The 13,062-nt window shown below is 67.4% G+C and carries 16 protein-coding genes; 5 read left to right on the top strand and 11 right to left on the bottom strand.

Going from position 1 to position 13,062, the window contains the following annotated elements:
- Positions 1–10: 10 nt before the first annotated feature.
- The 4 genes from ACTRO_RS27840 to ACTRO_RS27825 all read left to right on the top strand — a co-directional run bounded on the left by ACTRO_RS27840 (position 11) and on the right by ACTRO_RS27825 (position 3,593).
- A complete protein-coding gene (locus ACTRO_RS27840; RefSeq protein ID WP_051451492.1) occupies positions 11–1,258 on the top strand; it encodes a helix-turn-helix domain-containing protein in 1,248 nt (415 codons plus the stop codon).
- Positions 1,255–1,713, top strand: a complete 459-nt coding sequence (locus tag ACTRO_RS27835) for a GNAT family N-acetyltransferase (protein WP_211244428.1) — start codon at positions 1,255–1,257, stop codon at positions 1,711–1,713. Before ACTRO_RS27840 ends, ACTRO_RS27835 begins: the two co-directional genes overlap by 4 nt.
- 1,128 nt (positions 1,714–2,841) lie before the next feature.
- Entirely contained in the window at positions 2,842–3,375 is a 534-nt protein-coding gene (locus tag ACTRO_RS27830) for a DUF5753 domain-containing protein (protein WP_051451491.1), read from the top strand.
- On the top strand, positions 3,375–3,593 hold the full coding sequence (locus tag ACTRO_RS27825; RefSeq protein ID WP_034277057.1) for a DUF397 domain-containing protein: 219 nt from the start codon (positions 3,375–3,377) through the stop codon (positions 3,591–3,593). Before ACTRO_RS27830 ends, ACTRO_RS27825 begins: the two co-directional genes overlap by 1 nt.
- 46 nt (positions 3,594–3,639) lie before the next feature.
- Here ACTRO_RS27825 and ACTRO_RS27820 read toward each other — a convergent pair whose 3' ends face one another.
- The 3 genes from ACTRO_RS27820 to ACTRO_RS44000 form a co-directional block, all read right to left on the bottom strand.
- Complete coding sequence (locus tag ACTRO_RS27820; protein ID WP_157436484.1) at positions 3,640–4,218, bottom strand: hypothetical protein; 579 nt, start codon at positions 4,216–4,218, stop codon at positions 3,640–3,642.
- A gap of 33 nt (positions 4,219–4,251) precedes the next feature.
- A complete protein-coding gene (locus ACTRO_RS27815) occupies positions 4,252–5,418 on the bottom strand; it encodes an L-histidine N(alpha)-methyltransferase (protein WP_034267745.1) in 1,167 nt (388 codons plus the stop codon).
- Positions 5,419–5,569: 151 nt separating this feature from the next.
- Positions 5,570–6,067 carry an ATP-binding protein gene (locus tag ACTRO_RS44000; RefSeq protein ID WP_169739953.1) on the bottom strand — a complete coding sequence of 166 codons (498 nt, stop codon included), beginning with the start codon at positions 6,065–6,067 and terminating at the stop codon, positions 5,570–5,572.
- A gap of 252 nt (positions 6,068–6,319) precedes the next feature.
- Between ACTRO_RS44000 and ACTRO_RS47540 the strand changes: the two genes are divergently transcribed.
- Positions 6,320–6,919 (top strand): helix-turn-helix domain-containing protein, encoded by a 600-nt coding sequence (locus tag ACTRO_RS47540; RefSeq protein ID WP_157436483.1) that lies wholly within the window; start codon positions 6,320–6,322, stop codon positions 6,917–6,919.
- A gap of 21 nt (positions 6,920–6,940) precedes the next feature.
- On the opposite strand, the gene ACTRO_RS27800 is transcribed toward ACTRO_RS47540, so the two are convergent.
- The 8 genes from ACTRO_RS27800 to ACTRO_RS27760 form a co-directional block, all read right to left on the bottom strand.
- Positions 6,941–7,366 carry a PIN-like domain-containing protein gene (locus ACTRO_RS27800; RefSeq protein WP_051451488.1) on the bottom strand — a complete coding sequence of 142 codons (426 nt, stop codon included), beginning with the start codon at positions 7,364–7,366 and terminating at the stop codon, positions 6,941–6,943.
- A complete protein-coding gene (locus ACTRO_RS27795; protein WP_034267739.1) occupies positions 7,323–7,970 on the bottom strand; it encodes a DUF433 domain-containing protein in 648 nt (215 codons plus the stop codon). The genes ACTRO_RS27800 and ACTRO_RS27795 overlap by 44 nt, the downstream gene beginning before the upstream one ends.
- A gap of 158 nt (positions 7,971–8,128) precedes the next feature.
- The gene (locus ACTRO_RS27790; protein ID WP_034267736.1) at positions 8,129–8,752 is read right to left on the bottom strand and encodes a hypothetical protein; all 624 of its coding nucleotides are present in this window, start codon (positions 8,750–8,752) and stop codon (positions 8,129–8,131) included.
- A gap of 136 nt (positions 8,753–8,888) precedes the next feature.
- The gene (locus ACTRO_RS27785) at positions 8,889–9,335 is read right to left on the bottom strand and encodes a hypothetical protein (protein WP_034267733.1); all 447 of its coding nucleotides are present in this window, start codon (positions 9,333–9,335) and stop codon (positions 8,889–8,891) included.
- Positions 9,336–9,460: 125 nt separating this feature from the next.
- Complete coding sequence (locus tag ACTRO_RS27780) at positions 9,461–9,778, bottom strand: hypothetical protein (RefSeq protein ID WP_034267729.1); 318 nt, start codon at positions 9,776–9,778, stop codon at positions 9,461–9,463.
- Between the two features lie 81 nt (positions 9,779–9,859).
- Positions 9,860–10,621 (bottom strand): hypothetical protein, encoded by a 762-nt coding sequence (locus ACTRO_RS27775; RefSeq protein ID WP_034267727.1) that lies wholly within the window; start codon positions 10,619–10,621, stop codon positions 9,860–9,862.
- Positions 10,622–11,542: 921 nt separating this feature from the next.
- Positions 11,543–12,148, bottom strand: a complete 606-nt coding sequence (locus ACTRO_RS27765; protein ID WP_051451487.1) for a hypothetical protein — start codon at positions 12,146–12,148, stop codon at positions 11,543–11,545.
- A 2-nt stretch (positions 12,149–12,150) separates the two neighbouring features.
- Positions 12,151–13,023 (bottom strand): replication-relaxation family protein, encoded by an 873-nt coding sequence (locus ACTRO_RS27760; RefSeq protein WP_051451486.1) that lies wholly within the window; start codon positions 13,021–13,023, stop codon positions 12,151–12,153.
- Between the last annotated feature and the right edge of the window lie 39 nt (positions 13,024–13,062).

The raw sequence follows: 13,062 nt of genomic DNA, 5'->3' as shown, positions 1-13,062 counted from the left end.
GGAGAGCCCGGTGAATGAACGGCTTCGCACGCTGCGGCTCGATCGCGGCTGGACCCAGCAGCAGCTTGCCGACGCTGTTCGCACTGAGGTGCTCCGGGCCACGGGCCAGCACTGTGCAGTCGATTCCGCGTGGGTGGGGAGACTGGAGCGCGGCGCGATCAAGTGGCCCGGCGCACAGTACCGCGCGGCGCTGAGGACAGTCTTGGGAGGGGCCACAGACGCCGTCCTTGGCCTGGCCGGCTCCCGCACCGTGATCGGCTCGGCGAAGGCGGCCATCGAGCCCGCCGCCGGGCACTTCGAGCAGCTCAGGCGATCGTTGGTGGGATCCGTCAGCGACGGCGCGCTCTCGAACATGGTCATCGATGATTTCGAGCAGATGGTTGTTCGCTACGGTCTGCTCTCCAGAGACCATCCGGCCGGACTATTGCTGGAGGATCTGACGGCGGATCTGGCCCAGGTCCAGTCGCTGATAGAGCGGCCACGCGCCTTGTCGACCGCGTTCGCGCTGACCCGTTTGGCCGCCAACATGTGTGGCTTGATTTGCCTGACGCTGGTCAAACTGGACCGCCGGCCCGAATTCCGCCGCTGGGCGCGGGTGGCCAGAGTAGCTGCCCGTGAGACCGGCGATTCCGCCACAGTCTCGTGGGTGCTGGCCCAGGAGGCCTACGGGCACTACTACGCCGACGACCTTGAAGAAGCGTTGGCCGCGGCGCGGGATGCCCAGTCCGCGACCACTGGCGGTCGCGGCGTAGGCGCAGTCCTGGCCGCTGCCCTTGAGGCTCGGATTCTCGGTACCCAAGGCAACCGGCAGGGATGCGTGCGCGCTATCGGACTGGCGGAGGAACGTCTCGGCATGCTGCCTGCGGACCAGGTCAATGATTCGGCATTCGGATATGACGAAGGACAGCTGAGATTTCACGAGGGCAATGCGTACACGCGCCTGGGTGATACGGCCGCAGCGTGGTTGGCTCAGCAGCGGGCGCTGGAGTTGACCGGCGCCGCAGACTACATGGATCAGGCGCTCACCAGGCTGGATCGGGCCACCTGCCTCGTTGCCGATGGTGACACAGCCACAGGGCTCGCATACGCTGCGGATACCATGAGCGCTCTCGAGGATCAGCAACGCGCAGGGATCATCTCGCTGCGTGGCAAGCAACTGCTGGCCACGCTGGAATCATCGCAGGGCCGCAAGCTTCCGGCAGCTGCTCTGTTGCGCGACCGATTGATGACTTTCGACAGCACCGCAGGCCGACCGTGATTACACTCGCGCCCGCCCGGCCGGAAGATGCCGCCGACCTGGTCGGCCTGATGAACGAGCTCGAGCGTTTCTATGGCGGCGAACCTGGCGAGCTGTTCGAGGAACAGGTGGGCCAGATCGGCGACGCCCTGTTCAGCAACAGCCCAGCCGGCCACGTCGTGCTGGCCCGGGACGGGAACAATGCCGCCGGGTTCGCCTCGTACTCCTTCTTGTGGCCAGCGGCCGGTTTCACACGCTCGCTATACCTCAAGGAGCTGTACGTGGCCGAGAAGTATCGTCGGCGGGGCGTTGGCAGGCTGCTGATGGACGAGCTGCACGAGCTCGCTCGAGAGCACCAGTGCAGTCGAGTCGAGTGGACGACCGATACACCTAACGATGGTGCCCGCCGCTTCTACGAGCACCTCGGGTACGCCGAGGGTGCTGCTTCGAAGATCCTTTACCGGTCGACGCTTTAAGGTCTGCGGCCGGAGAGATTCAGCCAGGCAAACCCCCGGCCGCAGCCTCTCGCCGATCAACCTGTCGATGACGGTGGGAAGACGGGCACCCGCTGAGGATGCGGGTGCCGCGTCCGTTGCTGTAGTGATAACTGCTGTCTGCGCCGGCCCCGGAGTCGTTTGCCATGATCTGCCGGTAGCCGGCTGCGGACGTTCACATGGCGGCGTTGCCGATACCGAGGCTGTGTCCGCCTATGGGGCTAGGCAGCGCAGTCGATAGTCGATCACCATCAGCGCTCCCCCAATCAATCCCATTGCCATCATGATGCTGATAAGTCGAACTGTCCGGCGCTCCTCCTTAATGGCGTATTGGACGGTCTGCCACCACTCCCTGTTCAGATCCATGTCCCTCGTCTCTCTGTGTCGCGTGCAGTTGAGCATGCAACGCGGTAAGCACGGTCGGTCGGTGGCGTAGGCTATTGCGCACAAACAAAGCTGGTGCATCGCGGTGAATGATGATCTTGAGGCGTTGGTGCGCCGTGAAGTTCGGTGTTCTATCGCTTGGGGGACGAGTTGGCTGGGTCGGCGAGCAGAGCGATCCCGATTCGTAGCGAGGTTCCGGACGGGCCTCGTCGCGACTTGCTGGTATGGCTGGCCGAGTTGCGGGACGTGGCGAACCTGCCGACGTTGGCCAAGATCCACACCAAGTCGATCGAACAGGGTTCGCCGGTCAGCGAGAGCGCTATCCGCCGGCTCCTGTCCGGTGAGAGCCCCAACTTAGGATCGGCTGGGTCTCTCGCCTATGCCTTGGCTGGGCTCGATACGCGCCCTGTGTCCAGCAGGCCATCTCTGGACTGGGATGCGTTCGATGCGCTGCTCCGTTCAAAGCTTAAGGCTATTGCCGACGCTGATAGCGGCCGAGAGCCTGCGGAGGAACATGGCGGTACCAGTGCCGACGCTGGGGAAGGTCGCGGGGAGGTCCCCGTGGGAGGGCGCGGCGATATCGCCAAGACTGCGATCCTGGGGAGGCTCAGGGGTGTCCTGTGTGCCGTGGTCGCTGCCACACTCTGCTGTGTTTTTGTAAGCCTTCATGCTGCTCCTCGGCGGCGATGGGCAGAATGATGCAGGAAGCGCCGGTTCCGGGAGTACGTGGAGATCGAATCGCGTGCTGCTGCCATCCAGTCGTGGGATCCGCAGAACGTACCGGGCCTTTTCCAGACCGAGGCCTACGCCCATGAACTGATCGCTGCGTACCGCGGGAATGACACGGACGCGCTCGTCGCCGCGCGTATGGCACGCCAAGACACCGTACTCGTTCCCAGCGGTCCTCAAGTCTGGACCGTGATCGACGAAGCCGTCCTGCATCAGCCTGTCGGCTCGCGTGAGGTTTGGGCGGAGCAACTCGCACGCCTGGTGAAGCTGGGGCGTTCGCCTGGCCGCGTCGTGCAGGTTCTGCCGTTCGCGGCCGGCGCTCACGCATGCTCGGACGGGGCGGTGATTCTGCTCAGCTTCAACGATGGGCCGGACATCGCCTTCGCTGACGGACCTGGGCAGGGAAGAGTGGAGGAGCGCCACAAGGTAGTCCGCGGCTTCCGGCTTCGATACGATCTCGTCAGGGCGCAAGCTCTGTCCCCGCAGGCCTCCTTGGGGCTGATCGCGAGCATGATCAAGGAGCATACGTGATGGATCGTCCCGACGTGTCGAGCCTCGAGTTCCGCAAGTCCACTTTCAGCGGTGGCAACGGTGGCGGCTGCGTTGAAGTGGCCGAACTGCCGGACGGCGGGCGGGCCGTGCGCGATTCCAAGCAGGGCGGTGCCGGTCCGGTTCTCTGGTTCAACACCGTCGAATGGGAGGCGTTCCTCAACGGCGCCAAGAGCGGTGAATTCGACGATCGGCACTGAGCCAGCCGCCGCTGGTCTGGTTCACTTATGAGAGCCAGTAGGCCCGCTAGCTGCGCTTTCGCCGCATCGAGGCGTTTACGGCATCGGCGAGCACGACGAGGGCGGCTGCAGCCTTTGCGAAATGGCCGTCCGGGCGGCTGGCGATATCGCGGAGCAGGTCGAGTTCGGCGCGGTCGGCGGGCTCGCCCGTGCAGAGCCGGAGTTCGGTCATCTCCAACCGGCGATTGAGATCGAAGGCGATGCTCTGCCACTCCAGCGCCAGCTCGAGCACCCGCCGGTCGCGGCCGTGATTAAGCGCGCTGAACAGGATTGCCGGGCTCATCGCACTGTGCGCCAAGCGCGGGTATATCTGGCCGTATGTCGGCGCCAGCGCCAGTTGCCTGGCCTCTGCGAGCAGACCGGTGTTGCGGACAATCTCGTGGCGCAGCGCCATCAATGTCTGCTTGCGCTGGTCTGCCGCCGCGGCGAGCCGATCCGCTGGGATCGCGAAGATCGCCGCGGCTACGGCCAGAACGGCGTTTACGGGCTGCAGGAGTGCCGAATTCGGTACGAAACACCACCACACCGCTTCCGCGAACAATGCAAACAGCAGTCCGAAGGTAATCAGCCGGACAGCGAGGCGCACCGGGACCATCCCCGCTTTCGTCCCGTCTCTGCTTTACTCGCCGACACGCGTCGTCTGTCCCCACACACGGGCCAGTGGGACTATGGGAACGGTCGAGGTGGTCTCGGTCCGCTGCAACAGCATCAGCGTGCTCGCGAATCCCTGCACATCCGGCGACTGCCAAACCGGCACCGCGCCGCGGTGCCGGTCCGCTGCCACGTCGATGAGGCCGGCCGATCCCAGCAGCGTCTGCAGCCCCTGCGGTGAGTACCTCCGCCCGAGAAGCACGCGGATGCCCTCGCCCGCTCGGTATGGCACGATCTCCCGGTTCGGCAGCATCAGCGGAATGTCCGCGCCGCTGCGGTTGATGTAGTAGCCCTCAACCCGGATGGCGAAGTCCTCGTCGATGCTCGCCTGGTAGCTCAGCCAGTTCGTGTCTATGGTCAAGTCGGTGTACATCGCCAGCGCTGCGGTGGCGAACTCGTTGTAGAGCCGGCTGCCGCTGCGCTCGGCCGCGACGGTGCGCACTGCTTCCTTGTCCAGCGTCGTCGCGGTCGCGACCTCTAGCGCCAGCCGGTCCTGCGGGCGCAGCACGGCGGCCAGCGTCTGCAGGAACCCGCGGTCATCTTCGATGTTGCCGAGGCTGTTGCCGAGCAGGCTGAACAGGATCGGCTCGTCCTCGACGAAGCGGTCGAGGAACTCACTGAGAGCGCTGAGGCTGGAGCGCTCCTCGAAGTCGAGTTCGATGAGCAAGGTGCGCCCGGGGATGCGCAGCCGCGTTTCCTGGGTCCCGAGGTTCAGCATGGCCGAGCTGATGTCGAGGCCGACGTAGAGCATTTGCGGGTTGCGCGCCTGAAGTCGGTCTATCACGTGCCGGTCCTTGTCGCCGGTGCCGACGCCGAGGCTGACGTAGTGGTACGGCACGTTGCCGAGTGCGTCCTGGCAGTCGTCCCAGATCCGGCCGAAGGACGCGATGCTGTCGTACGCGACTGGGTACGACGGATCCTTCGAGGTCAGCAGCCAGGCAATGGTCGGGCCAAGGCCGATGTAACGGTGCTTGTTCTCGATCTTCTTGCCAGTGCCGTCTTCCGGATCGCCCTTGAGCGCGCGGACCATCTCCATCAGGAAGGCACGCGGATCTTCCCGCTCGAGGCTGAGCATCCAGCGGTCCCAACCGCCTTGCAATGCCCGGTCCAGCCTGACGAACACACCGTCATTCATGCTCTCGCCCCCTCATCGGATCACTCGACGTTGTAAGAGGGCTGTGCCCAGTGCGCTCCGCGCGCACACCTGCAAGAGCAGCGCGTCAAGGCTTGCCGGTTGTCCCGTCGAGCATGTGGCGACAGGCACCTGACGCGCATCCAAGCCCACTTCAGCGGCGAGCCAGCCCCGCGACGAGCGTGGACGCCTGTTCGGCACTGGACCTCCGTTTCGCGAAGTGCGCGGTGACCGTCTTTCCTGCGAGCTGCTGGACGCAGTCGAGCTCGTCCGCGAGTGCTGCTGCGATGAGGGCGAGGCCGTATCCGTGCTCGCCGTCAGTCGGCCCGGTCTCCTGATCGGGCTCCCTGGTGCTCGTGTCGGACACCTCGAGCTGGATGCCGGCGAGGAGGTTGGTGAGGCGGATCTCGGCAGGGCCGCTGGTGTGGACGAGCGCGTTGGTGGCGAGTTCGGACAGGACGACGAGGATGTCGTCGGCCTGCTCGTCATCGACATGCCAGGACGCGAGCGTGTGCCTGGCGAGGGCGCGGACGTGGGTGAGGACGGCGGTGTCTCCCGCAGCGACAGGGACGGTGAGCGTGACCCAGGGGTTCGGCGCCGGGTGCGGGAGCGGTTCGCCGGGGTTGGTTGCGGGCGTCGGGCAGTTCGGCATGTGCGGTTCCATTCGCGGCGTTGGCGATCGGCGGCCGGTCGGCGCGCTGTGGTGGGTGGTGCCGCGTGTTGGACCGTGGGTAATCAAGGTTCTTCATGTACGGGGGCGGTCGTCATCCGTTCGGGTGTCGATCGGCGGGGAATTCGTTGGAAGACCCTTGATTTCATAGCCCGGTCGAGCGTGCATGGGGTGACGGGGCGTTGGCCCCGGATTTCATGGCACGGATGGATGGGGTTCGGTATGTGCGGAGACGTGGCGGCCACGGCGGCCGGAGACGGCCGTAGGGCGGCGGTCGGCGGGGCGGTGGCCGGGGCGGACGTGCGGGCCGCGTTGGGCGCGGCGTCGGCGCCGCTGACGGTGCGGGAAATCGCGGCACTGACCGGGATGCGGCGCGACGCGGTCGGCCGCGTCTTGCGTCTCGGCGAACGGTCGGGTTGGGCTTGCCGCGAGCGCGGTGATGGGCGACAAGGCATCGGCGACGAGTGGAGCGTGGTCATGGGCCACGAGGAGACTTTGCGCGGACCGGCCGCCGATGGTCGGCCCGGGCTGGCTGCAGGGGGCACTCGCGCGAGGATGAAAGCGGCTGCACCGCCGGTCCGTGGGACCGAGGAGGAGGCCCCGCGCCGCAGCGACGCTCAGCCGCCGCGGAGGCTGGCACGAGGAGAACTGCAGGCGTTGGTTCTGCGCACCCTCCGAGATCAGGCTCCTCAGCCCCTCGGCGTCGTCGCGCTCGCGCGGCTGGCGGGGGGACGCTCGCAGGGTGCCGTCGCAGACGCGTGCGAACGCCTGGTCAAGCAAGACCTGATTCAGATGACGTTCGACGGTGGGCGACGGTACGCGGCTCGCGAGTAGCGGCGCGCAGCGGATGCGGCGTCAGGGCCAGACCCTGGTAATCCGGTCCGCATACACGCGATAGAGGGCTGGCCCCACTCGGCGTGCCGCGGCGAAGATCGCGTCGCGGTGAGTTGAGAGGCGCTCGACCTTCTCCGCGATCATCAGGTTGCCGTCAGCGAGCTGCAGCATGACGCCGGCAGTCTCTTCGACCGCGGCAAGTTCATCAGTCCGATAGCGGATGCGCTTGTCCTGCGTGATGAGGGTCCAGCCATGCTCCGCGCCGAATCTGATCCAGTCGGGGTCTGAGACGTGCTGGGCATCGTCGGGGAAGTGCTCGCCGATTTGGTGCACGATCCAGCCGAGGGCGCTCAGGCGGGCGGCGACCGTGTGCCCGAGGCAACGGTCGAGAAAGAACTCGGGCTCAGGCGACGGCGGCGCGGCAGAGGTCTTCGACGGCGTCGACATCCAGCTCGTATTCCTCGGCTACGGCCTCCATCGGCTCCCCGGCCTTCCACAGGTCGACGATCGCTTCGATGGGGATTTTCTTGCTGGCGAGCACCGGCTGCCCGAACGCGAAGTTAGGATCGATGATCACAGGGCTCGAGCGGAACTGGGGCAGGCGCAGTGCTCCTGCGTACTGGTCTTCCGAGTCCCACTCGATGTAGCGCAGGTAGTCGGTCACTACGTCTCGGATTGGGCGCTGCCCGTCACGAGCGCGGGCGAGGTCGCCGGGATCTGCGTACTCAATGAAGATGTCGATGCCGTCGGTGGCGATCTTTTTGGTCGCCAACGCGTATGGCGTGCCGAACTCCCTACGTACGGCATTCGCGGCTTCGCGGACGGAAAGGGTGCTCAGCCCCAGTTCCCGCAGGTGGCGTAGCACATAGGCTTCGATGAGACCCACGAAGGGGATCGATGGCCACCCGTGCCGCTCGGGGCTCACGGAGTGGACCAGCACATTGGCGTGCGATCTTCCGCCCAGCCAGTCGCGCATCGTGGACTCGGGCATCCGAAGGTAGTGCGCCGCCTCGCGCGGTTTGAATATCGGAGTCTCGAACTTGTCGACCATCGCAGGGGTGCCTCCTCCCCGGTTGCGTAGGTTCTTACCCAGCGCACCTTACCTGAGAACCGGACTTTTCAGGACCCATACACGCCAGTCCGGTAGGCATGAGCGCGGCCCGAACTGGACGGATGCCGGTTCGAGCCGCGGGTGAAGGTGCAGGCTCACTACATGAGCGGCTGCGTGGCTTGCTGCGCTGCGCAGCAGCCTTCGCTGCCGCGCGTGGGGGTGAGCGCGAGAGCGAGGATGAGGGCGGGAAGGGCGCGGGGTTCGGCCGCGTTCACGAGCAGGCCGACGCTCGCATCCTGGCGCGTGATCGACCACAACGCAGGCATCGCGCGCTGCGAGGCCTGGTAGGAGATGCGGCTCGTGCCGTGCGGGCAGGAGTAGACGGTTCGCAGGCTCGAGGTAGCGATCTGGCCGTGCAGCTGCTTCCAGCCGATCCGGGTGAGGACATCACCGGGGAAGAGGTTGGCGCGCCGGGGTGCGAATACGGCCTGGTGGGCGGAGCGGGCGCAGGCGAGCCAGTACGGCGCCGGGGGTACGGCGGCGCTGGCCCGCCAGCGGGCGGGTTCGCCGGTGCCGTCGGGCACGATGCCCAGGCGGCAGTGCACGGCGGCGTCGCTGCTCATCTCGAGTGTGAGGCGGAGGTAGTTGGCCGGGCAGGTCAGGTGGGTGCGGGTGGCTGCGGCGTAGCGGTCGGCGAACGGGTCAGCGAGGGCGTTCCAGCCGTCGCTGAGCAGATCCATGATCATGTTGTGGTACGGGGCGAGGCCCGCGGTGTAGTTCACGTCGCGAAGTCCTTTGCTGGGCGTGGTGTTCGGGGGAAGGTGGGCGAAGGGGCGATAGGCTGCCGGGGCGCGGTCCGGACCCAATTGACCTGGGTCCGGGCCGCGCATTTCCGCAGATCGCCGTCGCTGCGAGTGGCTACTGGCCGTCGCGCTGTCGGGGAATGCCGGGCTGCTGGCACCAGGGCTCATCGACGGAGTTGTGCGGCGCCGTGTCCGGCGTCGCCGTGCGCGCCGAGCCGCCCTTGTCGAGTTCGGCCGAGATCTTCGCTTCCGTGAAGGCTCCTTGGAGCCAGAGGAGCGCCGTGAGGTGTTCGGCTCGGGCGTGGTCCTCCTCGGCGTAGGCGAGGAATCGCCTGGCGCTTTGGGCCGACTCGAGTGCGGTTCCGGATGCTGCGTCGGGCTCGGGAAGCCCGACGGTGTGGAGGTTGATGGCCAGCAGATCGGTGCGCAGGCTGGCGAGGTCGGTGTCGTGCGTGTCGCGGCGGCCGTTGGCTTTGGCGTGCGCGCGACGGACGCTGCAGGCAACCTGCTCATGCCACAGGTCGTAGAGCTCTTCGGCTTCGTCGTCGGAGAGGTAGAGCACTGTATTCGGCCCTTTCGATGTAGTGGATGGGGTGCTGGCTGCTGGTGAGGTCCAGACGCGCGGTGGTGCGCGTGCCGCTTCGGTATCCATGTGGGGCTTCTCCCTCCGGGGTAACGCTTCGCTGGTCATCTGGTCAGGAGCGCGCGGGCCCGGTACAGCAGGTCGTCCAGTTCAACGGGTGCGAGGGTGTCGAGGTGGTGCGCGAGTTCGAGTGGGCGCACGTTGGCGGACTGGACCAGAGCGTCGATTGCGAGTGCCAGAGCGGGAATGACGTTGTCGTCGCAGGCGGTGAGGCCTACGTCGGTGCAGGCCTTCGGAGCGAGATCGGTGAGCAGACGCGTGACGCGATGCCGAACGGGGCTGCTCGGAGTCTCGGGCGCCTCGCCGGCGAGGGCGAGCAGAGTAGCGGCGGCGCCGCGTACGTCCGCCTCGGTGTGTGGCATGACAGGCCCTTTCGGATTGCGGGGCGGCGGGCCGGGTCGGGCGTGGCGCGGGGGCCACGCCCGACCCTGCGGAGCAGCTACCTATGCGCCCTTGCCGCGCCGGGCGGGTCGGGCCTTCGCGTCGGCGGGCTCGGCGGCGGCTTCGGCTTCCGTGGCCTCGGCGGGTTCGACGGCCGCGTCCTGGGGCTCGGCATCCGTCTCGGCCGGTACGTCGGCGCCAGCGGGCTCGTGCTGCAGCGGCTCGGTGGCGGTGTCGGCCAACTCCGGCGCAGTGGCCTGCTCGGCCGTGTCGCGCGCGCTGAGGTAGAGCTTCGGGCCGGTGGAGACGAGTACGGCCTCGCCTCGCGTCACCATGCCGTTGAGCGCCGCGCCGACCGCGCCGCCGCCGCTGACGGCGTCACCGAGTGCCTTGACGAGGTCGCCGACGCGGAACGGGGTGCCGGGGTTGGCTGCGAACAGCTTGCTGATCCTCTCTGCGATGCTTCCGGGCCGGGTGGCGGCGGCGCTCGCACTGATACGGGTGGTGGACTGGGTGGAACGCGTTGCCTGGTACGGGGTGGGGTGCGGCAGGCTCAGGGCTGCGCCGACCGCGTGGTGCATCGGTCCCATCAGCTCCGGGGTGGGAACCAGGCCGGTGACGGCGTGGTGCAGGGTGCTGATCAGCCCGGGGGTGGGTTCGGCGGCGGCGAGGACGTCCAGGAGGGCTTCGACCAGGTCGGTGGTGGGGTCGAGGTCGCCCTCGAGGTAGGGGGTGAGCGCCGCCTGGAGCGCGGCGTGCATCGGCGCGGCCATCGGGTCGGCGGTGGTCTCGGGCGCGGCGGTGGCGATAGCGGTGTCGGTCATTTTCGTTCCTATTCTGCGTGTGTCGTTTCAATGCGCGGGGCCGTTTGGCGCGAGGTGTGAATTGCGTGGTCGGCGGCGCTTTCGGTGTTCCCGGTGTTTCCCGGGTATAGGACCAAGTTAGCTCGATCTAGAATGCAAGACAATTGATACATAGGCTGGTTTCTGACGGATTTTCGGCCGTTTTCCCTTGAATGCTGAGCCGTGCGTCCGGTGGCGTTTCGAATACGTCGCCGCGTGGGCGTTCGGGTTGGGGATCGCAGGCGGGCGTCGCGGATCCCGGTGCGCGTCAACCGATCGGGTGATGGCGGGCGGAGCGTGGCGCGTCCGCTCTCGCGCGGCCGGGCCGAGCGGACCGGGCCGAGCGGACCGGGCCGAGCTCGGGTGTCTGCTCGCTGACCTGCACCTTATCGCTCGCGGCCGCCGCTCGGAGCTGGAGGCCGGCCGGCGTCTGGCGGCCGGCTGGATGCGAATCGGCTGGGAGCAGTGAAGGGCATTTGCACGAAGGCGACTGTGGGCGGGGGCCGCGGGCGGCGGGATACGCGCGGATAGGTCGGATTCGACCTATTGGCCCGGGCCGGGCGTGGCGTCTGCGTGGGCGCTGAGCTGGTCGGTTGCGTGACGGGGGTCGTCGTTCGGGGCGCCGGGGCGAACGCCGCCCCTATCGACGAGGCTGTCGACGGGCCGGTCGCAGCCCATATCGAGCAGTGTCCGGGCAGGGCTGTGTCACCGAGGGCCGACCGACGCCGGTTGCGGCGCGCCCGGCGGACTGGTTCGAGCACGGTGCCGTCTTTGCGCGCGTTCATAGACTCGATAGTAGGGCTTTGATTTGTATTGTCCGGTACCGGCTTCGGTGCGTATGAAGGTTCTTCACGGTCGCGCGCGGAAGCCGATTATTCGGGCGTAACAGATCCTCGTCTTCGATTATGGAAGCGAGCACAGCTGGCGATGTGACGCGAGGAATTGCTGGACTGCGGACGCTTCAGGCTGCCATTTCTCGTACGCGGTGGGGTACGCGGAACGCTGTACAGCCTGGGCCGCCTTCCAGAGCGGCATCTGCCACCAGTCGGGAACGCGAGCGAGGTGCGAGTAGAACTGCTGCGCGGCGTATGAAGGGTTGAGGATCTCGCTCGGGCTGCCCCATCCCTGGCTGGGGCGCTGCTGGAACAGCCCGAGCGAGTCGCGGTCGCCGTACGGCAGATTGCGCAGCCCCGACTCCTGCAGCGCCGTGGCCAGGGCGATGACCACGGCCTGTGCTGAAAGCCCGTCGGCGTCGGCGACGCGCGCGATTACGGCGGCGTTGCTGGCCTGCTCGGAATCGAGATCGAAGCCGGTGCCGCGAATGCCTCCGGCCGAGGAGCATTGCACTGTTCCTGGGTTGGAGTAGAGCACGGGGCTCTGTGCGGTGTCGGGTCCCAGTAGGCCGCCGGTCAGGACGCTGACGAGGGCGGATGCGCTGGCGGCGACGAGCAGGAGCAAGCCGAGCAGGGCGCACGCCGCACCCGTGGCGGCCTTGGCAAGGACAGGCACCGTCAGGACGAGGGCAGGGGCGGGTTCGGCGCGGGAGCGGTGACCGCCCGGTCCGTGTAGATCGGCGGCAGAAGTCTGATGTCGCGTGCCCGGAAGTGCGCGGGAAGGTCGGTGAGCGCGGTGCGCGCGTCGACGCCGAGGGGTCGCCAGGCGGGGCCGTAGACGCGTGCTCCGAGGTGACGGATGAGCCTGGCGTCCGTGTCCTCGACCGGGCCGTGTGCGGTCGCGATCGGCAGGTGCGCGGCGCGTGGGTCTTGGCTCAACCGGGCGTGGAGTGCCAGTTCGCGGGCGGGATCGGGAACGTGGATGAGGATGAGGTGGCTTGCGTTGTACGTCTCGGCGAACCGCGCATAGCCGTCGATCTTCGCCGTCAACTGGGGCAGGTGCTCGCTGCCGGTGTCGTACTCCAGGAAGAGCCCTGTGCCGGCCTCAACGCCGGCCGTGTTGTGTCCGAGTGTCGCGTAGGCGTCCGGGCGGATGAGATCTCCCCACATGGGAAGACAGGAGTTTTGCTCCCACCACGCCTGGATCGGTGTGCCGGCGGCCGCGGCGGCGAGGGCGAGCCCGATCATCACGCTGTTGCAGGCGAGGGTGTGGGGTAGGTCTGCGCGGGCGGCCTGACGCAGCAGCTTCGCGTGGTCGTACCGGAACTGCTTCGGCGTCATGTCGTGGGACGCGGCCACCAGCAGTGCTCCCGCAGGCCCGAGGACGTAGCGAAGGGCACTCGACCCGGTGCCTGGCAGCGGATTGGTGCGGAAGCGGTCGGTGAGTGCGAGTTGGTAGAGCTCGCGGAGCCGGGCGGTGGCACGGCGCTCGCTCGCGAAGCACAGCGCGTGGGCCTGGGCGATGGTCAGGACGCGGTGTTCGGCCAGCATCGCCAGCAGCCACCGATCGCGTGGCGTGGTGCGAAACAG

The sequence above is a fragment of the Actinospica robiniae DSM 44927 genome, from assembly GCF_000504285.1.
GTDB classification, from domain to species: domain Bacteria; phylum Actinomycetota; class Actinomycetes; order Streptomycetales; family Catenulisporaceae; genus Actinospica; species Actinospica robiniae.
The sequence above is the reverse complement of the archived record's forward strand: the minus strand, read 5'-3'. Positions and strand labels throughout refer to the sequence as shown.